The 24,909-nt window shown below is 59.3% G+C and carries 26 protein-coding genes and 1 pseudogene; 13 read left to right on the plus strand and 14 right to left on the minus strand.

What is annotated here, in order from left to right; genetic code table 11:
• Together trpA and trpB are read right to left on the minus strand one after the other, a co-directional pair.
• Entirely contained in the window at positions 1-861 is an 861-nt protein-coding gene (trpA, locus tag AC3ISG_RS00140) for a tryptophan synthase subunit alpha (RefSeq protein WP_489298240.1), read from the minus strand.
• A complete protein-coding gene (trpB, locus tag AC3ISG_RS00145) occupies positions 861-2,093 on the minus strand; it encodes a tryptophan synthase subunit beta (RefSeq protein WP_489298241.1) in 1,233 nt (410 codons plus the stop codon). The genes trpA and trpB overlap by 1 nt, the downstream gene beginning before the upstream one ends.
• A gap of 120 nt (positions 2,094-2,213) precedes the next feature.
• On the opposite strand from trpB, the gene AC3ISG_RS00150 reads away from it, so the two are divergent.
• Positions 2,214-3,113, plus strand: a complete 900-nt coding sequence (locus AC3ISG_RS00150; protein WP_489298242.1) for a LysR family transcriptional regulator — start codon at positions 2,214-2,216, stop codon at positions 3,111-3,113.
• Here AC3ISG_RS00150 and AC3ISG_RS00155 read toward each other — a convergent pair whose 3' ends face one another.
• Entirely contained in the window at positions 3,114-3,437 is a 324-nt protein-coding gene (locus AC3ISG_RS00155) for an ElaB/YgaM/YqjD family protein (RefSeq protein ID WP_122534291.1), read from the minus strand.
• Between the two features lie 182 nt (positions 3,438-3,619).
• On the opposite strand from AC3ISG_RS00155, the gene AC3ISG_RS00160 reads away from it, so the two are divergent.
• Complete coding sequence (locus tag AC3ISG_RS00160) at positions 3,620-3,835, plus strand: dodecin (RefSeq protein ID WP_074886200.1); 216 nt, start codon at positions 3,620-3,622, stop codon at positions 3,833-3,835.
• Between the two features lie 161 nt (positions 3,836-3,996).
• Positions 3,997-4,221, plus strand: coding sequence for a DUF1161 domain-containing protein (locus AC3ISG_RS00165; RefSeq protein ID WP_122623653.1), 225 nt, complete (start codon positions 3,997-3,999; stop codon positions 4,219-4,221).
• Between the two features lie 85 nt (positions 4,222-4,306).
• Here AC3ISG_RS00165 and AC3ISG_RS00170 read toward each other — a convergent pair whose 3' ends face one another.
• Positions 4,307-5,308, minus strand: a complete 1,002-nt coding sequence (locus AC3ISG_RS00170; protein WP_122623654.1) for an LLM class flavin-dependent oxidoreductase — start codon at positions 5,306-5,308, stop codon at positions 4,307-4,309.
• A gap of 283 nt (positions 5,309-5,591) precedes the next feature.
• On the opposite strand from AC3ISG_RS00170, the gene AC3ISG_RS00175 reads away from it, so the two are divergent.
• Both AC3ISG_RS00175 and AC3ISG_RS00180 read left to right on the plus strand, forming a co-directional pair.
• Entirely contained in the window at positions 5,592-6,023 is a 432-nt protein-coding gene (locus AC3ISG_RS00175; protein ID WP_037017022.1) for an OsmC family protein, read from the plus strand.
• Between the two features lie 131 nt (positions 6,024-6,154).
• The gene (locus AC3ISG_RS00180; RefSeq protein WP_489298243.1) at positions 6,155-6,388 is read left to right on the plus strand and encodes a DUF1161 domain-containing protein; all 234 of its coding nucleotides are present in this window, start codon (positions 6,155-6,157) and stop codon (positions 6,386-6,388) included.
• Positions 6,389-6,463: 75 nt separating this feature from the next.
• Here the strand turns inward: AC3ISG_RS00180 and AC3ISG_RS00185 are convergent, their stop codons facing one another.
• Entirely contained in the window at positions 6,464-6,880 is a 417-nt protein-coding gene (locus AC3ISG_RS00185) for a PA0061/PA0062 family lipoprotein (protein WP_272629933.1), read from the minus strand.
• A 108-nt stretch (positions 6,881-6,988) separates the two neighbouring features.
• Here AC3ISG_RS00185 and AC3ISG_RS00190 point away from each other — a divergent pair, with 108 nt between their 5' ends.
• Positions 6,989-8,056 carry an aminopeptidase gene (locus tag AC3ISG_RS00190; RefSeq protein ID WP_489298244.1) on the plus strand — a complete coding sequence of 356 codons (1,068 nt, stop codon included), beginning with the start codon at positions 6,989-6,991 and terminating at the stop codon, positions 8,054-8,056.
• Between the two features lie 40 nt (positions 8,057-8,096).
• On the opposite strand, the gene AC3ISG_RS00195 is transcribed toward AC3ISG_RS00190, so the two are convergent.
• Complete coding sequence (locus AC3ISG_RS00195; RefSeq protein ID WP_489298245.1) at positions 8,097-8,747, minus strand: HAD family hydrolase; 651 nt, start codon at positions 8,745-8,747, stop codon at positions 8,097-8,099.
• Positions 8,748-8,755: 8 nt separating this feature from the next.
• Positions 8,756-9,304: a gamma carbonic anhydrase family protein gene (locus AC3ISG_RS00200; protein ID WP_122623660.1), complete on the minus strand. Its 549-nt coding sequence runs from the start codon at positions 9,302-9,304 to the stop codon at positions 8,756-8,758.
• 90 nt (positions 9,305-9,394) lie between these two features.
• Between AC3ISG_RS00200 and prlC the strand changes: the two genes are divergently transcribed.
• Together prlC and AC3ISG_RS00210 are read left to right on the plus strand one after the other, a co-directional pair.
• Positions 9,395-11,446 carry an oligopeptidase A gene (prlC, locus tag AC3ISG_RS00205; RefSeq protein WP_489298246.1) on the plus strand — a complete coding sequence of 684 codons (2,052 nt, stop codon included), beginning with the start codon at positions 9,395-9,397 and terminating at the stop codon, positions 11,444-11,446.
• Positions 11,443-11,730, plus strand: coding sequence for a YheV family putative zinc ribbon protein (locus AC3ISG_RS00210; protein WP_489298247.1), 288 nt, complete (start codon positions 11,443-11,445; stop codon positions 11,728-11,730). Before prlC ends, AC3ISG_RS00210 begins: the two co-directional genes overlap by 4 nt.
• A gap of 64 nt (positions 11,731-11,794) precedes the next feature.
• Here the strand turns inward: AC3ISG_RS00210 and AC3ISG_RS00215 are convergent, their stop codons facing one another.
• Together AC3ISG_RS00215 and AC3ISG_RS00220 are read right to left on the minus strand one after the other, a co-directional pair.
• Positions 11,795-13,435, minus strand: coding sequence for a phosphoinositide-specific phospholipase C-related protein (locus AC3ISG_RS00215; RefSeq protein WP_489298248.1), 1,641 nt, complete (start codon positions 13,433-13,435; stop codon positions 11,795-11,797).
• 189 nt (positions 13,436-13,624) lie between these two features.
• On the minus strand, positions 13,625-14,278 hold the full coding sequence (locus AC3ISG_RS00220; RefSeq protein WP_489298249.1) for a dual specificity protein phosphatase family protein: 654 nt from the start codon (positions 14,276-14,278) through the stop codon (positions 13,625-13,627).
• A gap of 194 nt (positions 14,279-14,472) precedes the next feature.
• Here AC3ISG_RS00220 and AC3ISG_RS00225 point away from each other — a divergent pair, with 194 nt between their 5' ends.
• The 3 genes from AC3ISG_RS00225 (at position 14,473) to AC3ISG_RS00235 (ending at position 18,163) form a co-directional block, all read left to right on the plus strand.
• On the plus strand, positions 14,473-15,531 hold the full coding sequence (locus AC3ISG_RS00225; RefSeq protein WP_489298250.1) for a PA0069 family radical SAM protein: 1,059 nt from the start codon (positions 14,473-14,475) through the stop codon (positions 15,529-15,531).
• Positions 15,532-15,837: 306 nt separating this feature from the next.
• Positions 15,838-16,503 (plus strand): carbonic anhydrase, encoded by a 666-nt coding sequence (locus AC3ISG_RS00230; RefSeq protein ID WP_420793012.1) that lies wholly within the window; start codon positions 15,838-15,840, stop codon positions 16,501-16,503.
• Between the two features lie 130 nt (positions 16,504-16,633).
• The gene (locus AC3ISG_RS00235; protein WP_489298251.1) at positions 16,634-18,163 is read left to right on the plus strand and encodes a SulP family inorganic anion transporter; all 1,530 of its coding nucleotides are present in this window, start codon (positions 16,634-16,636) and stop codon (positions 18,161-18,163) included.
• Between the two features lie 22 nt (positions 18,164-18,185).
• Here the strand turns inward: AC3ISG_RS00235 and AC3ISG_RS00240 are convergent, their stop codons facing one another.
• Entirely contained in the window at positions 18,186-18,836 is a 651-nt protein-coding gene (locus tag AC3ISG_RS00240) for a hypothetical protein (protein ID WP_489298252.1), read from the minus strand.
• Positions 18,837-18,987: 151 nt separating this feature from the next.
• On the opposite strand from AC3ISG_RS00240, the gene AC3ISG_RS00245 reads away from it, so the two are divergent.
• Positions 18,988-19,620: an SCO family protein gene (locus AC3ISG_RS00245; RefSeq protein WP_489298253.1), complete on the plus strand. Its 633-nt coding sequence runs from the start codon at positions 18,988-18,990 to the stop codon at positions 19,618-19,620.
• 46 nt (positions 19,621-19,666) lie between these two features.
• On the opposite strand, the gene AC3ISG_RS00250 is transcribed toward AC3ISG_RS00245, so the two are convergent.
• The 3 genes from AC3ISG_RS00250 to AC3ISG_RS00260 form a co-directional block, all read right to left on the minus strand.
• Entirely contained in the window at positions 19,667-20,440 is a 774-nt protein-coding gene (locus tag AC3ISG_RS00250; RefSeq protein ID WP_122623668.1) for a MetQ/NlpA family ABC transporter substrate-binding protein, read from the minus strand.
• A gap of 65 nt (positions 20,441-20,505) precedes the next feature.
• Positions 20,506-21,180, minus strand: coding sequence for a methionine ABC transporter permease (locus AC3ISG_RS00255; RefSeq protein ID WP_122623669.1), 675 nt, complete (start codon positions 21,178-21,180; stop codon positions 20,506-20,508).
• Entirely contained in the window at positions 21,180-22,187 is a 1,008-nt protein-coding gene (locus AC3ISG_RS00260) for a methionine ABC transporter ATP-binding protein (RefSeq protein ID WP_074886255.1), read from the minus strand. The genes AC3ISG_RS00255 and AC3ISG_RS00260 overlap by 1 nt, the downstream gene beginning before the upstream one ends.
• A 381-nt stretch (positions 22,188-22,568) precedes the next feature.
• On the opposite strand from AC3ISG_RS00260, the gene katE reads away from it, so the two are divergent.
• Positions 22,569-24,728 (plus strand): catalase HPII, encoded by a 2,160-nt coding sequence (katE, locus tag AC3ISG_RS00265; RefSeq protein ID WP_122623670.1) that lies wholly within the window; start codon positions 22,569-22,571, stop codon positions 24,726-24,728.
• A 73-nt stretch (positions 24,729-24,801) separates the two neighbouring features.
• On the opposite strand, the pseudogene AC3ISG_RS00270 reads toward katE, so the two are convergent.
• Positions 24,802-24,903 (minus strand): annotated as a pseudogene (locus AC3ISG_RS00270) (PA5502 family lipoprotein); the annotation flags it as partial.
• Positions 24,904-24,909: the final 6 nt, after the last annotated feature.

The following is a 24,909-nucleotide window of genomic DNA, read 5'->3' on the forward strand; positions in this document are numbered from 1 at the left end:
TTAGTGTGCGGCCAGGGACTGAGATTCCTCTGTATCAGAAACTTTACCCTCGGCTACGCGGGCTTTACGCACGCCTTGCGATAACTGCGCGCACAGCCCCAACACGCCGGTCACCGCCTGTTCTGGCGATGGCGCGTTGGCGATCTGGTCAATCAGTGCCGAACCGACGACGACACCTTCGGCCACGCGCGCAATAGCTGCCGCTTGTTCAGCTGTGCGAATCCCGAAGCCGACACTGATTGGCAGATCGGTATGGCGGCGCAGGCGTTGCACGGCGTCTTTCACGTGATCGATCGTCGCTGAACCCGCGCCGGTCACGCCCGCTACCGACACGTAGTAGACGAAGCCGGAGCTGCCGTTGAGCACCGTAGGCAAACGAACATCGTCGGTGGTCGGCGTGGTCAGGCGGATGAAGTCCAGACCTGCATCCTGCGCGGGGTCGCACAACTCGGCGTTGTGCTCCGGCGGCAGGTCCACCACGATCAGCCCGTCGACACCCGACGAATGAGCTTCGGAAATGAAGCGCTCGATGCCGTAGTTGTGGATCGGGTTGTAGTAACCCATCAGCACCAGCGGCGTGACGCTGTCTTCTTCACGAAATTCGCGAACCATCTGCAGCGTCTTAGCCAGGTTTTGCTTGGCGTTAAGCGCGCGAATGTTCGCCAGCTGAATTGCCGGGCCGTCCGCCATCGGGTCAGTGAACGGCATACCGAGTTCGATCACATCGGCACCTGCCTTCGGCAATCCCTTTAGGATCGCGAGCGAGGTGTCGTAGCCCGGGTCGCCTGCCGTGATGAAAGTCACCAGGGCCGCGCGGTTTTGTTCTTTCAGTTCGGCAAAACGCGTTTGCAGGCGGCTCATCAGTGTTTCTCCTGCTGGGACAGATCCAGGTGGTGCATCACGGTTTGCATGTCCTTGTCGCCACGACCGGACAGGTTGACCACCATTAAGTGATCCTTCGGCAGGCTTGGAGCGCGTTTGAACACTTCAGCCAGGGCGTGTGCGGTTTCCAGCGCCGGGATGATGCCTTCGAGACGGCAGCAGCGGTGGAATGCATCCAGCGCCTCATCATCGGTGACGGAGGTGTATTCGACCCGGCCAACGTCGTGCAACCAAGCGTGCTCAGGACCAATGCCTGGATAGTCGAGGCCGGCTGAAATCGAGTGGGCGTCGGTGATCTGGCCATCGTCGTCCTGCAGCAGGAAGGTACGGTTTCCATGCAGCACGCCCGGAACACCGCCGTTCAGGCTGGCGGCATGTTTGCCGGTTTCGATGCCGTGACCCGCAGCTTCCACCCCAATGATGCGCACACTCGTATCGTCGAGGAACGGGTAAAACAGGCCCATGGCATTGGAGCCACCGCCGATGCACGCCACCAGACTGTCCGGCAGACGACCTTCGTGCTCCTGCATCTGCACGCGGGTTTCCTTGCCGATGACGGCCTGGAAATCGCGGACCATCGCCGGGTAAGGATGCGGGCCGGCGACGGTGCCGATCAGATAGAAGGTGCTGTCGACATTGGTGACCCAGTCACGCAGCGCCTCATTCATGGCGTCTTTCAGCGTGCCGGTACCGGAGACCACCGGAATGATCGTGGCGCCCAGCAGCTTCATGCGGAACACGTTGGCTTGCTGACGTTCTATGTCAGTGGTGCCCATGTAGATGACGCACTCCAGGCCAAAGCGTGCCGCCACGGTAGCGGTGGCAACGCCGTGCATGCCGGCGCCGGTCTCGGCGATGATGCGCTTTTTGCCCATGCGCCGCGCCAGCAGGATCTGGCCGATGCAGTTGTTGATCTTGTGCGCGCCGGTGTGGTTGAGCTCTTCGCGCTTCAGGTAAATCTTCGCGCCGCCACAGTACTCGGTCAGGCGCTCGGCAAAATAAAGCGGGTTTGGACGGCCCACATAATCGCGTTGGAAGTAGGCGATATCGTTCAGGAATGATGGATCTTTCTTCGCGATCTCGTACTCGCGGTTCAGATCAAGAATCAGCGGCATCAGCGTTTCAGCGACATAACGGCCGCCGAACCCGCCGAACATGCCGCGGTCGTCCGGGCCGCTGCTGTAGGCATTCTGCGTCTGAGTCTGGGTCATGTGGACCTCCGGGGATGCGAATAGGATGAGCCGTCAGGCAGTGATCACACTCTAACCAGCGCCAGCGACAATGAAAACCGATAAGATCGGCGCAACCTGTCAGGAAAACTCACATATATCATGAGCCGAGACCTCCCGCCCCTTAACGCATTGCGGGCTTTTGAAGCCACCGCCCGGCTGAACAGTGTCAGCCAAGCGGCTGAGCAATTGCACGTGACCCACGGTGCCGTGAGCCGCCAGTTGAAAGTGCTGGAGGAACACTTGGGTGTGAGCCTGTTCAGCAAGGACGGACGTGGCTTGAAACTCACAGATGCAGGCATCCGGTTGCGGGATGCGAGTGCCGAAGCATTTGATCGTCTGCGCGGTGTCTGTGCCGAGCTTAGCCAAGGCAGCGCTGATGCGCCGTTCGTGTTGGGCTGTTCTGGAAGCCTTTTGGCACGCTGGTTCATTCCAAGGCTGGGGCGCCTTAACGCGGATCTTCCCGACCTGCGCCTCCACCTCTCGGCAGGAGAAGGCGATCTTGACCCACGACGCCCGGGCCTGGACGCGCTGCTGATTTTCGCTGAACCGCCATGGCCTGCGGACATGCAGGTCTTCGAGCTTGCCAGCGAGCGCATCGGGCCGGTGATGAGTCCACGTTTCGCCCGGTTCGACGAGCTGCGACACGCCCCGGTCCATGCGCTACTGGGTGAGCCCTTGCTACAGACCACATCGCGGCTGCAAGCCTGGCCGACATGGGCGACGCAAAACGGTATTGGACCCGACGCGCTGAGCTACGGACAGGATTTCGAGCATTTGTATTATTTACTGGAGGCGGCCGTTGCAGGCCTGGGAGTGGCGATCGCGCCGGAGCCACTAGTGGCTGACGACCTGAAGGCCGGACGCCTGGCTGCACCATGGGGTTTCAGTGAAACCCCGGCGCAGCTGGCGTTGTGGGTACCGAAGCGCGCCGCGGATGGACGCGCTCAGCACCTCGCTCGGTGGCTCAAGCAGGAACTCGAGCGATCTGGGCGAGCTTGATCAGCCGCGCTTGCACAGCAGATACGCGGCCAGCAGGCCGATTGCGCCAACAGCGACGCCTGCGGTGGTCCAAGGGTGCTCTTGGGCGTAATCACGGGTCGCGACGCTGGTTTCGCGGGTTTTGACCTTGACGTCTTCGTAGACATCGCTCAACAGGCTGCGCGAATGGCTCAGCGCGTTCTCAGCATTGGCTTTCAGGTTTTTCAGGGTCTTGCGCGACTCGTCGGAAGCGTCGGACTTCAAGCCTTCCAGCGACTTGAGCAGACTCTCGATCTCGGCTTCCATGCTTTGCAACGACGCTTTACGGGATGACGTGAATGCCATGATTTAACTCTCCTGCTGTGATGAGTGGCGTGTGTTGATTCCGACTACAGGGTTTCGAGAAAGTGCAGTGCGTAATGCGAAGTACCGTTTCTTCTGAACTTTTAGACTGCATTTCGGCACAGAGATAGTGAACACAATCACTGCGGCACTGCCACCGCGCAACACCTCTCAGGAGAACTGCCATGTCTGATCATCACACCTACAAAATGCTCGAGCTGGTCGGGTCATCGACCGTGGGCACCGACGACGCGATTCAGAACGCGATTGCCCAGGCTGCCAAGTCCGTAAAACTCATGGAATGGTTTGAAGTGCTGGAAACCCGCGGCCACATCGAAGATGGCAAAGTGGGTCACTTCCAGGTGACCATCAAGGTCGGTTTCCGCATCGACAACAGCTGAGCCGCTGAACTTTTACAGTGGCCGAGTGCCACAACCTTCGCTATACATACCGCGCAGTCGTGACTTTTACGAAGGTTCATGACGCAGGTTCATGTAGTCAGGCCGCCCGATTGGAGCGGCCTTGTTGATCCGAAAATTGCGCCTGACGAGGGGATGTACCGATGAAAAAAGTTCTGTTGGCCATAGGCTTGTTGAGCATTGCGGGCACTACGATGGCCGCCGGCAAGTCGTGTGATGACGTGAAAGCCGACATCGATGCGAAAATTAAAGCCAAAGGCGTTTCGTCCTACACGCTGGAAGCCGTTGAAAAAGGCAGCTCGGCGGACGGCAAAGTCGTCGGCACCTGCGAAGGCGGCAGCATGGAAATCGTTTACAAGCGCGGCTGATACTGGCCCGCTGGCATAAAAAAACCGACGCATTTGGCGTCGGTTTTTTTGTTTATGACAGACAGCTCCAGCGCGTAATCCTGAATCAGCCCTTAGCTGCTTGCGCCAGTATCTCGTAAGAGCGCAGGCGATCGGCGTGTTCGTACATGTCGCAGGTGAAGATCAGCTCGTCAGCGTCAGTCTGCTCAAGCAGCACGTCCAGCTTGGCGCGAATTTTTTCCGGGCCACCAACGACCGCCAGTCCCAGGAAATCCATCACCGCGTCGCGCTCATGGGGCAGCCACAACCCATTCATGCTCTCGACCGGTGGCTTCTGCATCAGGCTCTGCCCCCGCATCAGGCTCAGGATGCGTTGATACACCGACGTCACCAGATAGTCGGCGCGCTCGTCGGTCTCTGCAGCGGCAAGTGGAACGCCGAGCATCACGTAAGGCTTGTCGAGGACCTCCGAAGGCTTGAAGTGGCTGCGGTAGACGCGAATCGCTTCGTGCATGAAACGTGGCGCGAAGTGCGACGCGAATGCGTATGGCAGCCCCCGCTCACCGGCCAGTTGAGCACTAAACAGGCTAGAGCCCAGCAACCAGATCGGAACGTTTGTGTTGGTGCCGGGCACAGCAATGACCCGTTGATGAGGCTGACGCGGCCCGAGGTAGTTGACCAGTTCAGTCACGTCATCCGGGAAATCATCGGCACTGCCGGAGCGCTCGCGACGGAGGGCGCGAGCGGTCATCTGGTCGGAACCCGGCGCGCGACCGAGGCCAAGGTCGATACGCCCCGGGAACAGGCTTTCCAGCGTGCCGAACTGCTCAGCGATCACCAGCGGTGCGTGGTTGGGCAGCATGATCCCGCCCGACCCGACCCTGATGGTCGATGTGCCACCGGCCAGATAGGCCAGCAAAACAGAGGTGGCCGAACTGGCGATGCCGTCCATGTTGTGGTGCTCGGCCACCCAGAAACGGTTGTAGCCCCATTTCTCAACGTGTTGCGCCAGGTCCAAGGCATTGCGCAGCGATTCTGCCGGCCCTTTGTCTTCGCGGACGGGCACCAGATCGAGCGTCGAAATCTTCACATCAGCTAATCGTTTCATAGGCCGTTGTTGATCCTCTTGGGCTTGAAGCGGTGTATCCATCGGGGACATCACGCGAGCAAACCGGCATTAAGACTAAATATTTGCGTTAAGCCATAGAATAAGGGCGTATTTCAGAGTTGCAATGGGCAGCGCGAAATTTCCTACTAATTTGGTCGGAATTAACATCGAGTCGGTCCGCAAAAAAGCACGTGCGGCATACGCGTTGAACTAACTCCCGCCTACACTCCTCAGAACTTTGGTCCGCGTGCGAGCGAAATCGCACTTTTCATGAGGAGACACCATGAGCATCGTCAAGAAAGCATCCGCCCACTGGGAAGGTGACCTGAAGTCGGGTATCGGCAGCATCTCTACTGAAACCGGCGTCCTGCGTGAAGCGCCTTACGGCTTCAAGGCCCGTTTCGAAGGCGGCAAGGGTACCAATCCGGAAGAACTGATCGGCGCAGCCCATGCTGGCTGCTTCTCGATGGCCCTGTCGATGATCCTCGGCAATGCGAACCTGAAAGCCGACAGCATCGACACCACCGCTGACGTCACCCTGGATCAAGTCGACGGCGGTTTCGCAATCACTGCGGTGCACCTGACACTGAAAGCCAAGATCCCTGGCGCCACCCAGGAACAGTTCGAGAAGCTGACCAACGATGCGAAGGAAGGCTGCCCGGTTTCGAAAGTACTGAACGCCAAGATCACGCTCGATGCCACGCTCGTGAGCTGATTCGCGTTACTGTTGCACTCGGTGGCCCGCAATTGCGGGCCATCTTCGTTCTGGACGCGCGAGAACCGGCGTGCGCCCCCACGGTCACATGCAAGGCCGATGCGTATCGCACGGTGTCGAAGGAGTCGATCATGAAACGTATCGCCACAATCCTGATTTTCGGAGCGCTGAGCACCAGCGCTTTCGCTGCACCCAAGCCATGTGAAGAGCTAAAAGCTGAAATCGAAACGAAGATTCAGGCTCAGAGCGTCAGCTCATATACGTTGGAGATCGTGGCCAATCAAGACGTCACCGACCAGAGCATGGTCGTCGGTACTTGCGAAAACGACACGAAAAAAATCATCTACCAGAATAACGGTCGTTAGTCCGGGCGTGAGCTGGAGTATTTCGTAGGCTGTGTGCAAGCCATCTCGTGTGCGCGGCGAGGCCTAGATAACGCGTCACGGGATACAGAAGATGTCACCCTCCTCCGCGAGCACATTGCGCTGCTCGTCCCGCAACTGCGCGTCGATGTCGTTGGTGATATTGCGCACGTCGAGGCGATAGCGGTGGCCGGCCTCGAAGCGGTCGTAGTTGATCGTCACGTAGCAGGTTCGCTCGTTATAGATGTCCATAGACAAACCCATCGCACCCGGCGCGTATTCGTAGTCGTAACGCACTTCCAACTTGTGTTTGCCAGGCGTCACCTGAAAGAAGCGACCGTCGTAGGTGCGCACGCCGTCGAGCTTGTCGGCCATCAGGGTTTTACCGGTGAAGGTATGCAGGTCGACCCACGCTTGCTGGGGATCAACCGCGGGAAGCGGCCCCGCGCATCCGGCCAGAAGACTCAGGGCAATGATGGACAGAGGCAAGCGCATGACGAACTCCGCAATGGGGCAATTGGCGATGATGGTTGCGTCAGAGGCGCGCTGTCCGGCATAACGCTGATGTGTAGGCATCATGAATATCGACGTTAAGGCAGCTGCATGATTCGATCAAAAAAGGCCTGGCTGCAACGTGGCTTGCCGATGCTCGCAACTTTACTCCTTGGCGGCTGTTCCAGTCTTTCCTATTACTCGCAACTGGCCAGCGGCCAGATGGCCCTGCTGCGAGCGCGCGAGCCGGTTGCCGACGTCATCGCTGACCCGAATCGCGACACCAAGTTGCGCGATCACCTCCTCAAGTCGCAGCAGGCTCGTGCGTTCGCGACCGAGCATCTGCACCTGCCGGATAACCGCAGCTACCGCCTTTACGCTGACATCCATCGCCCGTTCGTTGTCTGGAACGTGTTCGCGACCGGCGAATTTTCCCTGGATCCTGTCACCCATTGCTTCCCCATTGCCGGGTGCGTGGCCTATCGCGGCTATTACACTCAAGGCGCCGCGCGCGGAGATGCGGCTGTGCAGAAGCTTGAGGGAAAGGACGTGTATGTCAGCGGCGTGGAGGCGTATTCGACGCTTGGCTGGTTCGATGACCCGATCATGAGTTCGATGATGAACTGGGGCGATGAGCGACTGGCCACGCTGATCTTCCATGAGCTGGCGCACCAGCGGTTTTACGTGAAGGACGACAGCGAGTTCAACGAGTCTTACGCCAGTTTTGTGGAGCAGGAAGGCACCCGCCAGTGGCGCGCGGCGCGCGGTTTACCTGCCGAAGGAGGATCTTCGGAAGCCCGGCGACGTGATCAACTGACCGAACTGGCCCTCGTCACCCGCGATCGGCTGAAGGCGCTGTACGCCGAGCCGCTGAGTCCGCAGGTGATGCGCGAACGCAAGGCCGCGGAGTTCGAGCGTCTGCGCAGCGAGTATCGGCAGTTGCGCGACAGCCAATGGGGCGGCGACACGCGTTTCGACGGCTGGGTGTATGCGCCGATGAACAACGCACGCCTGTTGCCCATCGGTTTGTACGATCAATGGGTGCCGGCGTTTGAAGCGTTGTTCAGGCAGGTCAACGGCGACTGGCCCGCGTTCTATTCGGCGGTGGAAAAGCTGGGCGGATTGCCCAAGGATGAACGCAGGGCGGCGCTGGAACGGCTGGCTAAAAAATCCACGTAATGCCGGCGCCGTTGTGATCGTTCCTACAGATTGAGTGTTCTCAGCTTCTGAGAAACGCCTCATGCAACGCGCCCACCGAATCAAAATGATACGTCGGCGCTTCGGCCTCCAGCTCCTCCCGACTGCCAAACCCATATCCCACCGCCGCCACGTCCAAGCCGTTGCACTTGCCGCCAATCAAATCGTGTTTGCGGTCGCCGATCATCAGCGTCTGCTTCGGGTCGAGCTGCTCTTCGTCCAGCAAGTGCCGGATCAGCTCGACCTTGTCAGTGCGGGTGCCGTCCAGCTCGCTGCCGTAGATCACCTTGAAATGGCGCGCGAAGTCGAAATGCCGAGCGATTTCATGGGCGAACACCCAAGGCTTGGACGTCGCGATGAACAGCGTACGGCCCTGATCCGAGAGCATGTCGAGCAGTTCGAAGATGCCGTCGAACACCAGATTCTCGTACAGGCCCGTCACCTTGAAACGCTCGCGGTAAAAGCCCACCGCGTCCCAGGCCTTCGCTTCGTCGAAATCGTAGGCGCGCATGAATTGCTGCAACAGCGGCGGGCCGATGAAATGCTCAAGCCGGGTGATGTCGGGTTCGTCGATACCCAGCTTGCTCAAGGCAAACTGGATGGACCGGGTGATGCCTTCGCGCGGATCGGTCAGGGTGCCGTCCAGGTCGAACAGAATATTCTGGTAATGCATGGGTGCTCTCAGCAGGGTTTGTCGAAGCCTTCGGCCAGATGCTGGTCTTTCAGCTTCACGTAATTGGTCGCGCTGTAGGGAAAGAAGGCGATCTCTTTTTCGGTGAGCGGGCGCACCTGCTTTACCGGACGCCCGACGTAGAGAAACCCGCTCTCGAGGCGTTTGCCGGGCGGCACCAGACTGCCCGCGCCGATGATCACCTCATTCTCCACCACCGCGCCATCCATGATCGTGGTGCCCATGCCGATCAAAATGCGATTGCCGACGGTACAGCCGTGCAGCATGACCTTGTGGCCGATGGTCACCTCATCGCCGATCAACAGCGGGAAACCGTCGGGGTTGAAAGGGCCGGCGTGGGTGATGTGCAGCACACTGCCGTCCTGCACGCTGGTGCGCGCACCGATGCGGATGCGGTGCATGTCGCCACGGATGACGGTCAGCGGCCAGACCGAACTGTCGGCGCCGATTTCGACATCGCCGATCACAATCGCCGAATGATCGACAAAGGCCCGCTCGCCAAGGGCCGGGGTGTGGTTCTGGAACGTGCGAATGACCACGATAGGCTCCTTCTCTGGCGCCGATAGCTGCGGTCGGCGCCGATTGTAATTAAGATGCGTGGGTGTTTCTTTTAGCCAAGGTGCCAAACCGTGAGCGCGAACAACCCTCTGTTGCAATCCTACGACCTGCCACCTTTCTCGGCGATTCGCGCCGAGCATGTAAAACCTGCCATCGAACAGATTCTCGCCGACAACCGCGCCGCGATTGCCGACATCCTCGCCAAGCAAGGTTCGCAGCCTACATGGGCTGGCCTGGTGCTGGCGATGGACGAACTCAATGATCGCCTGGGCGCCGCCTGGAGCCCGGTCAGCCATTTGAACGCTGTGTGCAACAGCGCGGAACTGCGCGAGGCCTATGAGTCTTGCCTGCCGGCACTGAGCGCCTATTCGACCGAAATGGGCCAGAACCGCGAACTGTTCCAGGCCTTCGAAGCCTTGGCCAACAGCCCGGAAGCGGCCAATTTCGACGTCGCCCAGAAGACCATTCTTGAACAATCGCTGCGCGATTTCCGCTTGTCTGGCATCGACCTGCCGCCAGAACAGCAAAAACGCTATGCCGAAGTGCAGAGCAAGCTGTCCGAGCTGGGCAGCCAGTTCTCCAACCAGTTGCTCGACGCGACTCAAGCCTGGAGCAAGCACGTCACTGACGAAGCCGTCCTCGCCGGCCTGACCGATTCGGCCAAGGCGCAAATGGCCGCCGCAGCCCAGGCGAAAGACTTGGAAGGCTACCTGATCACGCTCGAATTCCCGAGCTACTACGCTGTCATGACCTACGCCGAAGACCGCGCGCTGCGCGAGGAAGTTTACGCGGCGTATTGCACCCGCGCGTCAGACCAGGGCCCGAACGCAGGCAAAAACGACAACGGCCCGATCATGGAGCAGATTCTCGATCTGCGTCAGGAGCTGGCCAAACTGCTGGGTTTTGCCAGCTTCTCCGAGCTGAGCCTGGCCACCAAAATGGCCGAGTCCAGCGATCAGGTCCTCAGCTTCCTGCGTGATCTGGCCAAGCGCAGCAAGCCGTTTGCCGCTCAGGATCTGCAGCAGTTGAAAGCCTATGCCGCCGAACAAGGCTGCCCGGACCTGCAGAGCTGGGACAGCGGTTTCTATGGCGAGAAGCTGCGCGAACAGCGCTACAGCGTTTCCCAGGAAGCCCTGCGCGCCTACTTCCCGGTCGACAAAGTGCTCACCGGCCTGTTCGCTATCGTACAAAAACTGTACGGCATTGAAATCGCCGAGCAGAAGGGCTTCGATACCTGGCACCCGGACGTCCGCCTGTTCGAAATCAAGGAAAACGGCCAGCACGTCGGGCGCTTCTTCTTCGATCTCTACGCCCGCGCCAACAAGCGTGGCGGTGCGTGGATGGACGGCGCCCGCGATCGTCGTCGCACGGCTGAAGGCACGCTGCAAAGCCCGGTCGCCAACTTGGTCTGTAACTTCACCCCGGCGGTCAGCGGTAAGCCGGCGTTGCTCACCCACGATGAAGTCACCACCCTGTTCCACGAATTCGGACACGGTCTGCACCACCTGCTGACCCGGGTCGAACACGCGGGTGCGTCGGGGATCAATGGCGTTGCCTGGGATGCGGTCGAGCTGCCAAGCCAGTTCATGGAAAACTGGTGCTGGGAGCCGGAAGGTCTGGCGCTGATTTCCGGCCATTACGAAACCGGCGAGCCGCTGCCTCAGGACCTGCTGGAGAAAATGCTCGCCGCGAAGAATTTCCAGTCCGGCCTGATGATGGTCCGCCAACTGGAATTCTCGCTGTTCGACTTCGAATTGCATGCCACCCATGGCGACGGCCGTACCACGCTGCAAGTGCTCGAAGGCGTGCGTGACGAGGTGTCGGTGATGCGTCCGCCTGCGTACAACCGCTTCCCGAACAGCTTCGCGCACATTTTTGCTGGCGGTTACGCGGCGGGCTATTACAGCTACAAGTGGGCCGAAGTGTTGTCTGCGGATGCGTTCTCGAAGTTCGAGGAAGAAGGCGTGTTTAACGAGCAGACCGGCAGGGCGTTCCGTGAGGCCATTCTGGCGCGGGGCGGATCCCAGGCGCCGATGGTGCTGTTCGTCGACTTCCGCGGACGCGAGCCGTCGATTGACGCACTCTTGCGCCATTCGGGCTTGAGTGAGGAAGCGGCAGCATGACCGAGACACCGCGGGTGATTACCAAGAAACGCTTTATCGCCGGGGCGGTCTGCCCGGCGTGCAGCGAGCCTGACAAGTTGACGATGTGGAACGAAGACGACGTGCCGCACCGTGAGTGCGTGCACTGTGGTTATTCCGACACCCTCAACGCGCAGGGGCAATCGATCCCGACAGAACTTGGCACGCGGGTGAACAAGCCTGCGGTGAAGCCGGCCGATCCCAAGGTGCAAGGCGTGCAGTTTTTCCCGAATCCGAAGCTGAAGAAACCGGTTGATCCGAGTTGACGTGATCTCGGATAAAGAAAGGGATACCCGTCGTGGGTATCCCTTTTTTTGTAGCGTTTGTGGATTACTGTGCGCCGCCGATATAACCGAAAGAGATTTTGCCACCGATGGCCCTGGTGTAATTCGTCACTTTGACGTCGCTGTTTGAATAGCTGCTGTTGAAGCTCGGAATGACCACGGGAAGGGTAATGTCGCGCAGAATCTCGACAGTCGTCCGCCCCTCGTTGAAATTGCCTTGAGGATGGCCCGTGAGCGTGAAAGACGCACCCGCTTTGGCTTTGATGATGCGGGCCGACTTGATTTCATCGTTGGAGCAGCCAAAGCTGTTGCTCTTCATCTTCATGGTGTAGCTCGAACTGAAAGGAATCACGCAATCCAGGTTCTGACTGGCGTTAGTGCCCTCGTAAAACGCCACGGATGCGTCCGAAAAGTTGGTGGGTGTCCGGCCAATGACAATGCGCGACGTCTTTCCATCAAGCCCGTTGTTGCGGTTATAAACGGCTTGGTAATTGCTGTTGCTCGCGTCGGATTCGAAGCTCGGAATGACCACACGTTCCCCAATTCCAATGTTGCGCTTCACATCGATGGTGATGTGATCGTCCTGAGTATTGCCACTGCCACTGTCGAACAACTGAATGCGGGTTCCAGTGGCAACACCCGACAAGGACATCGACCTCGCCTCATCGTTTTCACAACCGTTGGCCTTGCGATCAACCACCCCGGTTCTGACAGGGATCACGCAGACAATGTCTTGTGACCGGCTTGCATTTCGACCTTCATGCAAAAAGATGCCGCCATTGTTGAGCGCAGCGGTGTAACGCTCTGCCTCACCGCTCTTGTAATTGTTGATACCAACGTAGTTGGGGCCAACACCACAGTTGTCCTGGCGGCGCTTGAGGTAAGTCAGGTTGTTGTCGTAGCTGGCCGAGTCGAAGACGGTAGAGGTGCCCGGATGAAACTGATTCATGAGGAACAACCGTTTCCATTGCTTGCCCGTCGAGCTGGCAACCTTTTCGGTGTTGAGCGGCAACCCGTCCCAGCGCGTGGGGCAAGACCAGTCGTGAGTCCTTTCAATGCTGCTGGCAACGTTACCCAGCGTGTCCCACTTGTTCTGCACAATCCAATCCTGATCAAACATGACCGTGATCTTTTTTCCCTGAACCCAGTAGTCGCCTGCGACCTCGCGTTTGTCTGTGAGCAGGATCAGGCGGTTATTGCGTGCCGCCATCTGGTTGATCGTCGGCCACTGATTAGCAGCGAAGTTTGCCGGGTCGAATGAAACGCTCGACAGCTCCGGCAAGGTATTGAATACCTCCTGAAGGTGCTCCCGCTTCACGTACGTTTCAAGGAACAACGTAACCACCTCACCTGGATTTTTTTGCAGGAAAGGCAGGAATTCGTTTTTTAAATGTGCGGATAACGGCCCATAGCAGGCAAGTTTCTGGTGGCACACTTTGATACGTTCTTCGGGGCGAGGGTTTGAACCTTCGACGTAGAGATCAAGCATGAAACCCCGGACGCCATCGTTGAGTTGGGCCGGCATTTCCTTCAGGTTTTGGTTGATCTTTTCATAGGAATTGTGGGTGGTGACCCAACTGTATTCATTGAAGGGTTTATCACGCGAATCGAGCGTCGTCGCGTAGGCGTTGAGCGTGCCGATGCTAAAGAGCGTCGCCAGCGCACACGCCGGGTAATTGAATGTCATTGTCGAAATCCTTTTCGATTGGGTGTTTCTGGTAAACGTTGCATGGCTCCATGCCGTGATTGGCATGTACTGAGTAATAGTTTTGTTTTGCGTGAGTGCAAACTTCACGCTGATCAGTTGTATTGCAAGATGCAAAGGTGATGAGCGCTGTTAGATGCCGTGGATTGCCAACGGTGGTCATGCATACCGCTAGTTGATCATGCCCGCTTTGCGCGAAAAGCCTTTGATCGCACAGAGGCTAAACACGCTAGTGCTGCACGCACCCGCGTCCATTGCCGACTTCAGTGCCGCCACATCGACGTTGTCGATGTAGGCAATCCCGCGCTTGAGGCTGTCTTCGTCGCCATAACCACCATGTTCCATCTCATCCAGCGCCGCTTGCTTGCTCCAGCCCTGGGCAACGATGCGGTACATCGCTGCTACCAAACCAGTGCGGTCCAGCCCGTGCTTGCAGTGAATCAGCACCGGCCCGTTTTGCTGCGCGGTCTGGATGGCGCGCAGACTCTCGATGACATCGGCATCGTCGATGTGCACCACCTGCAGCGGAATCTGCACCTGCGCCACGGAGGCATCGGTCAACCATTTACTGTCACTTTCCTTGAGGAAATTGATCACCGTGTGAACGCCAAGCCGCTGCAGAAGCGGCTGTGCTGCGGCGTCCGGCTGTCGACTGCGGTAAAGCGTGGGCGTTATTTGGTAGAGGTTGTAGTGCGGGTCAACGAGTTGCGCCCACTGCGCCGGGCGTGACGATTGCGCGGATGAAGCATCCTCAGCTTGAGCGAGAGACACAGAGGATACGGCCAACAGCAGGAGGAGTTGGGCAGCGAGCGGGCGAAGGCGCATGGAAGACGTACCGTGGAAACCAGCCGTTTATCGATGAGGCAAGTTTTCGCCGCGCAGGGTCAAGGCGCTGTGAGGGGGGTGTCAAAAGATAGTGAAAGCCGTTGATCGGCGCCAGAGTGTTTTTCCGGGGCGGCGCGTTAACGGCATGAGCGTTTCGCGATACTGTATGCATAACCAGTTATCAAGGAGCCGTCATGTCCATTCAGTTGCCCCCACGCGGGCGCGGCACTGCGACCAACCCCCACAACCGCTTCGCCCCCAACCGATCGGTGGCCGAAGACGACGGCTGGTATCAGGAAGTACCGCTGACCCAAGGCACCACCGTCACGCTGGAAACCGCCAAGAGCATCATCGCGCGTAACTCATCGCCCGATATTCCTTTCGACCGCTCGATCAATCCTTACCGAGGATGCGAGCACGGTTGTATTTATTGCTACGCCCGGCCGAGCCACGCCTATTGGGACATGTCACCGGGGCTGGATTTCGAGACCAAATTGATCGCCAAAACCAATGCTGCCGCTCTGCTGGAGCAGCAGCTGTCCAAGCCAGGCTACAGCGTCGCGCCGATCACTTTGGGGGCGAACACCGATCCGTATCAGCCCATCGAGCGCGAATACACATTGAGCCGGGCGACGCTGGAAGTGCTGCTGCGCTATCGCCATCCGGTGACGATCATCACCAAAGGTTCGCTGATTCTTCGGGATCTGGACCTGCTGGCCGAGCTGGCGAAGTTGCGGCTGGTGTCGGTGTTCATCAGCCTCACGACTCTGGACGACGAGCTCAAGCGCATCCTTGAACCCCGGGCTGCCGCGCCCAAGGCCAGGCTGCGGGCGATCCGGGTCTTGCGTGATGCCGGTGTCCCGGTGGGCGTGTTGCTGGCGCCGATGATTCCGATGATCAATGACATGGAGCTGGAGAAGCTAATGGCCGAGGCCAAGGCCGCTGGCGCGTTGAGTGCGAGCTACGTGATGCTGCGCCTGCCGATGGAGGTTGCGCCGCTGTTCGAAGAGTGGCTGCAGGCGCATTATCCGCAAAGGGCCGAGCACGTCATGAGCCTGGTTCGGCAGAGCCGAGGCGGCGAGGTGTATGACAGCCGGTTTGGCTCGCGGATGCGCGGTGAGGGGGTATTCGCTGAGTTGCTGGCGCAGCGTTACAGCCTCGCCATCAAGAAGCATGGCTTGAACCGCCGGGAAAGTTTTCAGCTCGACTGCAGCGCGTTTTGCCCACCCGGCGGTCAGATGTCGCTGCTGTGACTCGGATGGCGTCTTAACTGTGTTCCACCACAACAGCCGCTTGCGGTTTAGATTTTCTAACGCAAGACCCGCGATCTAGAGCCACGCATTCAGTTTCAATTAAGTTTGCGTCGTTAAGGTAAGTCGGAAGTGACCGATTGGTCTTGTAGGAAAAGATACGCAAGAAGACCAGAAAAAAGTGGGTCATCCACAGGATTCGCCGGAAAATCCACTTAAATCCGTCAGAGAGGATGAAACATGAGTGACCAGGATAAGCAGCCTCAGGCTGCGACGACAGGCGTAACGCCTCAGGTGGAAACCGCCGAAATGGCGTTGAAGCAGATCGTTGATGGCTTCAAGCATTTCCGCCATGACGTCTTCCCTCAGCAGGAAGAACTGTTCAAGAAACTCGCCACCGCCCAACATCCCCGGGCCATGTTCATCACCTGCGCGGACTCGCGCATCGTCCCGGAACTCATCACCCAAAGCTCCCCGGGCGACCTGTTCGTCACCCGTAACGTGGGCAATGTCGTCCCGCCGTACGGCCCCATGAATGGCGGCGTTTCTACCGCTATCGAATACGCCGTACTGGCTTTGGGCGTGCAGCACATCATTGTCTGCGGCCACTCCGATTGCGGGGCCATGCGCGCCGTTCTCAACCCCGACACGCTGGAAAAAATGCCGACGGTCAAAGCCTGGCTGCGCCATGCGGAGGTCGCCAAGACCGTTGTGCAGGACAACTGCAATTGCACTGGTGAGCATGAAACCATGCACGTGCTCACCGAAGAAAACGTCATCGCGCAGCTGCAACACTTGCGCACGCACCCCTCCGTGGCGTCCAAGCTGGCCAGCGGTCAGTTGTTCATCCATGGCTGGGTCTACGACATCGAAACCAGCGAAATCCGCGCTTACGATGCCGAGCAGGACTGCTTCCTGGCGCTGGATGGCGACCACCCGGTGCCCATGGCGTCGATCCCCCGCGGGCGATATTGATCGCCGGCTGACCCGCTGCGCCTGAGCGCAGCGGCGTTGGCCCTGACGGTTCCACCTCATACAAGCTCGTAGCGGCCGCACATAGCGCGTGCCGCCGGGCGTCGTCACGTCTGAATTCCGGAGAGTCGTCATGGCTACTACTGATCTGAAAGCGTTGTTACCACGGGAGCTGCTGGCTTCCGTGGTGGTTTTTCTGGTGGCCCTGCCGCTGTGCATGGGGATCGCCATTGCGTCCGGCATGCCGCCGTCCAAGGGTTTGATCACCGGCATCATCGGCGGTCTGGTGGTGGGCTGGCTGGCAGGCTCGCCGCTTCAGGTCAGCGGCCCGGCGGCAGGTCTGGCGGTGCTGGTGTTCGAGCTGGTCCGTGAACACGGCATGGCCATGCTCGGGCCGATTTTGCTGCTCGCCGGTGCGCTGCAGTTGCTGGCCGGTCGCTTGAAGCTCGGCTGCTGGTTTCGCGTCACGGCGCCGGCGGTGGTGTACGGCATGCTGGCGGGCATCGGCGTACTGATCGTGCTTTCCCAGGTCCACGTCATGTTCGACAGCGGGCCCAAGCCTTCCGGGCTGGACAATCTGGTGGCGTTCCCGCAGACCGTTATCGGTGCGATGGGGATGGGCAGTGCCATGCAGGCCGGTCTTCTCGGGCTGGGCACCATCGCCGTCATGTGGCTGTGGGAAAAGCGTCGGCCCCATGCACTGCGGTTCGTGCCAGGCGCGTTGCTCGGCGTCGGTATCGCAACGGTGGTGAGTCTGGTGATGAGCTTGCAGGTCAAGCGCGTCGAGGTTCCGGCTAATCTTGCTGAAGCCATCGACTGGCTGCGCCCTGCAGACCTGTTGAACCTGGCCGACCCTGCCATCCTGATCGCGGCGATTGCCGTGGCCTTCATTGCCAGCGCTGAAACCCTGTTGTCGGCGGCGGCGGTGGATCGCATGCACGACGGTCAGCGATCGGACTTTGATAAAGAGCTCAGCGCCCAAGGCGTGGGCAACATGCTCTGCGGGCTGGTCGGCGCGCTGCCGATGACCGGCGTAATCGTGCGCAGTTCGGCCAACGTGCAGGCCGGTGCGAAGACCCGGCTTTCGGCGATGTTCCACGGTCTGTGGCTGCTGGCGTTCGTGCTGTTGCTGTCCAGCGTGTTGCAGAGCATTCCTGTGGCGAGCCTGGCCGGCGTTCTGGTCTACACCGGTGTGAAGCTGGTGAATGTTCAGGCGCTCAAGGGGCTGGGGCGCTATGGCCGCATGCCAATGTTCATTTATGGCGCGACCGCCAGCGCGATCGTCCTGACCGACTTGCTGACGGGCGTGTTGATCGGCTTCGGCCTGACCCTGGTGAAGCTGGCGCTGAGTGCATCGCGCTTGAAGATCAATCTTGTCGACCTGCCGGCCGAAGGCGAAATGGAGCTCCGCCTTAATGGTTCTGCCACGTTCCTCAAGGTGCCGGCGCTGACGCAAACGCTGGAAACCGTGCCGCCGGGAACCACGCTGCATGTGCCGTTGGGCAACCTGACGTACATCGACCATTCCTGCCTGGAGCTGCTGGAGGAATGGGGACGCGCCAATGCGGCGCAGGGCTCGCGTTTGCTGTTGGAGCAACGGCTGCTCAAGCGTCGCGTGGAGGGAAGGATCCGTACGTCGATCGGAGGAGCAGCTTTGCACTGAGGCGGGTAAAGGGAGTGCGGGCTCAGTCTTTCCCGCGCTCCAGTTCCAGCCCTATGCCCAACTGACGTGACAGGCTGGGCCAGCGTTTCCAAGCCGCATCGGTGTCCGGGCTGGCAAGGCGCTCGCGGTAGGTTTCCACCGACTCCAGGGAGAAACTGTCGTCGTCGAGCATCTCGTCGATGGCGTGATGCACCACTTCGTCCAGCTGGTTGGCGAACGATTCGCCGATCAATTGGTGGGCGATGACGCTGGCCACCGTGGTGTTCATCGGTATCAGCGGCTGGCCGAAATGCTTGATGTACAGATCATTCACTTCCTCCACCAGACGGTGGGCCAGATACGCCTCATCCAGCAGCCCGTCCAGACCTTCGTGGCCCGCCATGATGGCGGGAGGCGCACTGAAGAATTGCTCGGCGATTTTCAGGACCGGCTTGATCTGGCTTTCAATGCCCGCCTGCAACGCGACGTCATGGGCGGCGTCCAGCAGGTCCGGCACCTGACCGATGTAAGCAATGACGAAACGCGTCAGCACGCCTCGCGGGTCTACGTCTGGCAAGTGAATGGACGGGTGCAAATGAGGAAGTTGCGACTCCAACTGGCGCGCTAGCTGACCGGATTGGTTCTCGTGTTCCTGAGCTCGGGTGATCTGCTCGCGCAATGCGGCGGTGTTCATGAATGCTCCATAGGCAGTGAAACCAGGCAGTCATTATAGGGAAGTCCATACCTTAGCCTGCCCACAAATGACGCTAAGACGTAATTGTCATAACAGTTTCATGGTTATGTGCATAATCGCGCGACCGTGGATCACTCATTGTGCTGAAGTCATGACCCGAACCCAGAAAACCGTTTTAATCCTGGCGGCCATCGTGGCGCTGGTGCTTGGCCTGACCGTCTACCGTGTGCTGTCCGGATCGGCTCAGGGCGACCAGACCGCGTTTATCGCTGCGGGGATTATCCTTCTCCCGCAGAGCCGTACCGTGCCGGATCTCTCGCTCACCGATCAGGACGCCCAGCCCCTTTCACTGAGCCAATTGAAGGGCAAATGGACGGTGCTGTTCTTCGGCTACACCTTCTGCCCGGACATCTGCCCGACCACCCTCGCCCAGCTGCGTCAGATCAGAAGCGAGCTGCCCAGTGAGGCCGTCGACAAACTGCGCATTGTGCTGGTCAGCGTCGATCCTGATCGCGACACCCCGCAACAGCTCAAACAGTACCTGGGTTATTTCGACAAGCAGTTCGTCGGCCTGAGGGCGCCGGTGGATACGCTGCAGAAGCTGGCGAATGCCGTGAGCATCCCCTACATCCCGGCTGATACCAGCAAGCCGGGCTACACGGTCGACCACAGCGGCAACCTCGCCCTCCTCGGCCCCGACGGTACCCAACGCGGCTTCATCCGCGCGCCGCTGAACAGCCAGAAGCTGGTGGCGCAGTTGCCGGGGCTGGTGGAGAGGAAGTGAGGAACGATGATCTCGGCGTTGCGCCGAGATCATTGGTGTGGGGGGATCAGAACGCCGGAACAACCGCGCCTTTGTACTTTTCGACGATGAACGCCTTGGTTTCCGGGCTGTGCAGTGCAGCGACCAGTTTCTGGATGGCCGGGGCATCCTTATTGTCTTCGCGAGTGACGAGGATGTTCGCGTAAGGCGACTCCGATCCTTCGATGATCAACGCATCCTTGGTCGGATCAAGCTTGGCGGTCAGGGCGTAATTGGTGTTGATCAGCGCCAGGTCCACCTGCGTCAGCACGCGTGGCAAGGTGGCGGCTTCCAGCTCGCGGAATTTCAGGTTCTTCGGGTTCTGCTGAACGTCGCCTGGCTTGGCGGTGATGCTGTTCGGATCCTTCAGGGTAATCAGGCCGGCCTTGACCAGCAGCAACAGAGCACGGCCCTCGTTGGTGGCGTCATTCGGGATCGCGACATTAGCGCCGTCCGGCAGCTCGGCGAGGCTCTTGAGCTTGTCCGAGTAAGCGCCAAAAGGTTCGATATGAACCTTGGCCACGCTCACGAGATGGGTGCCCTTGCCCTTGTTGAACTCATCCAGATACGGCTGATGCTGGAAGAAATTGGCGTCCATGCGCTTCTGATCGACCTGCACGTTCGGCTGAATGTAATCGTTGAACACCTTCACGTTCAGCGTCACACCTTCCTTCGCCAGCATCGGCTTCACGAACTCGAGAATCTCTGCGTGGGGCACGGCGGAGGCCGCCACGGTCAAGGTCTCGTCAGCATGGGCAGACAGCGCCGCCACAGCAGCGAATACAGCCAACAACTTCTTCATGTCTACTACTCCTGAAATGCACGCGCGGTGGCGTGCATTGGCCGGTCACTGACCGGCGAATTCGGTTAACGGTGTGAAAAGTGCGCGACCAGTCTGTCGCCGACGGTTTGCAGGATCTGCACCAGCACCAGCAGCAATACGACCGTCACAAACATCACATCGTTCTGGAAGCGTTGGTAACCGTAGCGAATCGCCAGATCGCCCAGGCCACCGGCACCGACCGCACCGGCCATGGCCGTGAACGACACCAGCGCAATCGCAGTCACGGTGATCGCCGCGAGGATGCCCGGGCGTGCTTCAGGCAACAGCGCCTTGATCACGATCTGCCGGGTCGTTGCGCCCATGGCCTGAGTGGCCTCAATGATGCCGCGATCCACTTCCCGCAGCGCGGTTTCCACCAGGCGGGCGAAGAACGGGGTGGCGCCTGCGATCAATGGCGGCAGAGTGCCGAGAATTCCCAGCGAGGTGCCGGTGATGATTTCCGTCAGCGGCATCATCACGATCAGCAGGATGATGAACGGCAGCGCCCGCAGCATGTTCACGATCAAGCCCACGGTGGAGTAAACCGGCCTGTTCTCAAGCAACTGACGCGGCGAGGTGAGGAACATCAACACGCCGAGCGGCAAGCCCAGCAGGACGGTGAACGCCAGTGAGACACCGAGCATGATCAGGGTGTCGCCGGTCGCCAGCCAGATTTCGTACCAGTCGACGTTGGAAAACAGGTTGAGAAAAGTGTCCATCAGCGCAGGACCTCCATGTGAACGTCGGCTGCGGTGAAGCGGGCAAACGCGGCGTCCATGTCACCACCGGTGATGGCCAGCGTCAGTTGCCCGTAAGGCGTGTCTTTGATGCGGTCGATACGGCCGGCCAGAATGCTGTAGTCCACTCCGGTTTCCCGCGCGACCGTACCCAGCAATGGCGCGTAGGTCGCTTCGCCCTGAAACGTCAGGCGCACGATGCGGCCCTGAACGTGGGCGAAATCGCTGTTCAGCTGGTTTTCGTCGACCTCTTCGTCTTCCTGCACAAAGCGGCGAGTGGTCGGGTGCTTGGGGTGCAGAAACACATCGGCCACGGCGCCCTGCTCAACGATGACGCCCGCGTCCATGACCGCCACCTGATCACAAACACGACGGATCACGTCCATTTCGTGGGTGATCAAAACGATGGTCAGCTTCAGTTCGCGATTGATCTCGGCCAGCAGCTGCAACACCGATGCCGTGGTTTGCGGGTCGAGGGCGCTGGTGGCCTCGTCGCACAGCAGAATCTTCGGCTTGGTCGCCAGCGCGCGGGCGATGCCGACACGTTGCTTCTGACCGCCGGACAATTGCGCCGGATATTTTTTGGCGTGATCGGACAGACCCACGCGAGCCAGCAATTCGGCCACGCGCTGATCGATCTGCGCGCGGGACATGTCCCCGGCCAGGGTCAGCGGCATGGCGACGTTGTCGGCCACGGTCTTGGACGACAGCAAATTGAAATGCTGGAAAATCATGCCGACCTGACGGCGGAAGCCGCGCAGGCCGTCGGCGTCCAGCGCGGTGACATCGACATCGTCAACCAGGATCTTGCCGCCGCTCGGTGCTTCAAGGCGGTTGATCAGGCGCAGCATGGTGCTCTTGCCGGCGCCGGAGTGGCCGATCAGGCCAAACACCTGGCCATTTTCGATGCGCAGGCTGGTGGGGTGCAGCGCGGGAATTTCCCGATCGGCGACCCGATAGGTTTTGTGGACGTTCTGAAACTCGATCACGGAGCGAACCTTGTGGGGCGCGTTGAAAAATCAGCGTGGAGACTCATGCCTTCATCACGCTGCTGAGCGATGCCATTTCGGCTTCGGCTGGGTAAACCGGGCGCGCATTTTAGCCTGTCGAATCCGGGTTGGGCCCAGCCTTCTTAGCATTTATTTCGCACCGAACCTGCTGAACGGTCATATGGATGGCCGACTGTCAGTCTGATGATGAAAATCGAAGAATCGGAAAAACAAACGGAACGGCTGTTTTCATCATCAGTCACTTACTTAGCGCCTGAATAATGCCTGACTTCGTGTCAGGCATTTCCGCTTACGAGCTCCTGCCGCCGCCACACCCTGGTGCGCAAAAAAGGAGCCGTCCGAACTGAGGAGTTTTGTCTGATGAGTACGAACACCAATCCACCTGTTAGCGCCAACGCCAACAGTGAACTGGCTGGCACTGACACGCTGGACCGTGGCAACACCAACGCCAAGGTCGAAAGTCTTGAAACGTTCCGCTCCGACGCTACCGGCGAGGCTTTGCGCACCAATCAGGGCGTAAAGATCTCCGACAACCAGAACACGCTGAAAGTTGGCTCGCGCGGCCCTTCGCTGCTCGAAGACTTCATCATGCGCGAGAAAATCACGCATTTTGACCACGAACGCATTCCGGAGCGCATCGTCCACGCGCGCGGCACGGCGGCGCACGGTTATTTCCAGACCTACGAGAACCATTCCGCGCTGTCCAAGGCCGAATTCCTGCGCGATCCGGGCAAGAAAACCCCGGTCTTCGTACGTTTTTCCACGGTTCAGGGCCCACGCGGCTCCGGCGATACCGTCCGTGACGTACGCGGTTTCGCAGTCAAGTTCTATACAGGCGAAGGCAACTACGACCTGGTGGGCAACAACATGCCTGTGTTCTTCATCCAGGACGCCATCAAGTTTCCCGATTTCGTACACGCGGTGAAGCCAGAGCCTCATAACGAAATCCCTACCGGTGGCTCGGCTCACGACACGTTCTGGGACTTCGTTTCCCTGGTGCCGGAATCCGCACACATGGTGCTGTGGACCATGTCTGACCGTGCGATCCCGAAAAGCCTGCGCTCCATGCAGGGCTTCGGCATTCACACCTTCCGCATGATCAACACCGAGGGCAAGTCCTCCTTCGTCAAATTCCACTGGAAGCCCAAGTACGGTACCTGCTCCCTGGTGTGGGACGAAGCACAGAAACTGGCGGGCAAGGACACTGACTTCCATCGCCGCGATCTGTGGGAGTCCATCGAGATGGGCGACTACCCGGAATGGGAACTAGGCGTACAGATCGTCGCCGAGGAAGACGAGCACAAGTTCGACTTCGACCTTCTGGACCCGACCAAAATCATCCCGGAAGAGCTGGTGCCGGTAACACCGCTGGGCAAGATGGTGCTTAACCGTAACCCGGACAACTACTTCGCCGAGACCGAGCAGGTTGCGTTCTGCCCAGGCCACATCGTGCCGGGTATCGACTTTTCCAACGATCCGCTGCTGCAAGGTCGGTTGTTTTCCTACACCGATACGCAGATCAGCCGACTGGGTGGGCCGAACTTCCACGAGATCCCGATCAACCGTCCGGTCTCGCCGAACCACAATAACCAGCGTGATGCGCAACACCGCACCACTATCGACAAGGGTCGTGCTTCGTACGAGCCGAACTCGATCGATGGCGGCTGGCCGAAAGAAACCCCTGCCGGTCCGCAGGATGGCGGCTTCGAGACGTATCACGAGCGCGTCTCGGCAGAGAAGGTGCGTGAGCGCAGCCCTTCCTTTGGCGATCACTTCTCCCAAGCCACGCTGTTCTTCAACAGCATGAGCGAGCACGAGAAAGAGCACATCATCGCGGCCTACAGCTTCGAGCTGGGCAAGGTCGAGCGTGAGCACATCCGCGCACGCCAGGTGAACGAGATTCTCGCGAATATCGACCTCACCCTGGCTAAACGTGTGGCTGAAAACCTTGGCTTGCCAGCGCCTACCGCCCCAACTGCCCAAGCGCAAAGCAACGGCAAGTTGACAGTCGATAAGTCGCCGCTGCTGAGCCAGGCAAACTTGCTGCCTGCCGACATTGCCTCGCGCAAAGTTGCCATTTTGGTCGCCAATGGCGTCGATGACAAAGCCGTAGCGGCGATGAAAGCGGCGCTGGAAGCCGAAGGCGCACATGCCAAGGTGTTGGGTCCTACCTCCGCACCGGTTAAGACCGCGAGCGGCGCAACGCTGGCCGTCGATGCTTCGATGGAAGGTTTGCCATCGGTCGCGTTCGACGCTGTGTTCATTCCGGGCGGCGACGCTTCTATCAAAGCGCTGAGCGGCGACGGCGTGGCACTGCACTACGTGCTTGAGGCCTACAAGCATCTCAAAGCAATCGCCTACGCGGGTGACGCACAGAAACTGATCGATCTGCTGCGTCTGGAAGCCGATGCCGGCTTGCTGGCGGTCTCGGACAGCGCTTCCTTCAAGGCGTTTTTCGATGCAATCCAGCAGCACCGCGTCTGGGCTCGTGAGCCAAAAGCGAAGGCAATTCCTGCGTAATTTGCAGGGCTAGCCCGTAACAAAAAAGGCGTTGCCCGCGAGGGCAACGCCTTTTCTTTTGATCAAAAACCGATCAGAGCTGAGCGGGTTTCAACACGATCTTCGCAGGCTCGGTGCGCTCGATTTCACGCTGCATCTGCAGCTCGAAATCCGGGTTGATCTTCGTGACACGTTTTAGTGC

This window comes from Pseudomonas sp. GL_135, assembly GCF_057834665.1.

Coding starts and splice junctions, on each gene's coding strand:
- AC3ISG_RS00240 (WP_489298252.1), bottom strand. CDS start 18,836: ATGAACACCGCCGCATTGCGCGAGCAGATCACCCGAGCTCAGGAACAC.
- trpA (WP_489298240.1), bottom strand. CDS start 861: ATGAGCCGCCTGCAAACGCGTTTTGCCGAACTGAAAGAACAAAACCGC.
- katE (WP_122623670.1), top strand. CDS start 22,569: ATGAGTACGAACACCAATCCACCTGTTAGCGCCAACGCCAACAGTGAA.
- AC3ISG_RS00150 (WP_489298242.1), top strand. CDS start 2,214: ATGAGCCGAGACCTCCCGCCCCTTAACGCATTGCGGGCTTTTGAAGCC.
- AC3ISG_RS00170 (WP_122623654.1), bottom strand. CDS start 5,308: ATGAAACGATTAGCTGATGTGAAGATTTCGACGCTCGATCTGGTGCCC.
- AC3ISG_RS00190 (WP_489298244.1), top strand. CDS start 6,989: ATGATTCGATCAAAAAAGGCCTGGCTGCAACGTGGCTTGCCGATGCTC.
- AC3ISG_RS00210 (WP_489298247.1), top strand. CDS start 11,443: ATGACCGAGACACCGCGGGTGATTACCAAGAAACGCTTTATCGCCGGG.
- AC3ISG_RS00160 (WP_074886200.1), top strand. CDS start 3,620: ATGTCTGATCATCACACCTACAAAATGCTCGAGCTGGTCGGGTCATCG.
- AC3ISG_RS00250 (WP_122623668.1), bottom strand. CDS start 20,440: ATGAAGAAGTTGTTGGCTGTATTCGCTGCTGTGGCGGCGCTGTCTGCC.
- AC3ISG_RS00155 (WP_122534291.1), bottom strand. CDS start 3,437: ATGGCATTCACGTCATCCCGTAAAGCGTCGTTGCAAAGCATGGAAGCC.
- AC3ISG_RS00220 (WP_489298249.1), bottom strand. CDS start 14,278: ATGCGCCTTCGCCCGCTCGCTGCCCAACTCCTCCTGCTGTTGGCCGTA.
- AC3ISG_RS00180 (WP_489298243.1), top strand. CDS start 6,155: ATGAAACGTATCGCCACAATCCTGATTTTCGGAGCGCTGAGCACCAGC.
- AC3ISG_RS00235 (WP_489298251.1), top strand. CDS start 16,634: ATGGCTACTACTGATCTGAAAGCGTTGTTACCACGGGAGCTGCTGGCT.
- AC3ISG_RS00195 (WP_489298245.1), bottom strand. CDS start 8,747: ATGCATTACCAGAATATTCTGTTCGACCTGGACGGCACCCTGACCGAT.
- AC3ISG_RS00225 (WP_489298250.1), top strand. CDS start 14,473: ATGTCCATTCAGTTGCCCCCACGCGGGCGCGGCACTGCGACCAACCCC.
- AC3ISG_RS00185 (WP_272629933.1), bottom strand. CDS start 6,880: ATGCGCTTGCCTCTGTCCATCATTGCCCTGAGTCTTCTGGCCGGATGC.
- AC3ISG_RS00215 (WP_489298248.1), bottom strand. CDS start 13,435: ATGACATTCAATTACCCGGCGTGTGCGCTGGCGACGCTCTTTAGCATC.
- AC3ISG_RS00255 (WP_122623669.1), bottom strand. CDS start 21,180: ATGGACACTTTTCTCAACCTGTTTTCCAACGTCGACTGGTACGAAATC.
- AC3ISG_RS00245 (WP_489298253.1), top strand. CDS start 18,988: ATGACCCGAACCCAGAAAACCGTTTTAATCCTGGCGGCCATCGTGGCG.
- AC3ISG_RS00165 (WP_122623653.1), top strand. CDS start 3,997: ATGAAAAAAGTTCTGTTGGCCATAGGCTTGTTGAGCATTGCGGGCACT.
- AC3ISG_RS00230 (WP_420793012.1), top strand. CDS start 15,838: ATGGCGTTGAAGCAGATCGTTGATGGCTTCAAGCATTTCCGCCATGAC.
- AC3ISG_RS00175 (WP_037017022.1), top strand. CDS start 5,592: ATGAGCATCGTCAAGAAAGCATCCGCCCACTGGGAAGGTGACCTGAAG.
- trpB (WP_489298241.1), bottom strand. CDS start 2,093: ATGACCCAGACTCAGACGCAGAATGCCTACAGCAGCGGCCCGGACGAC.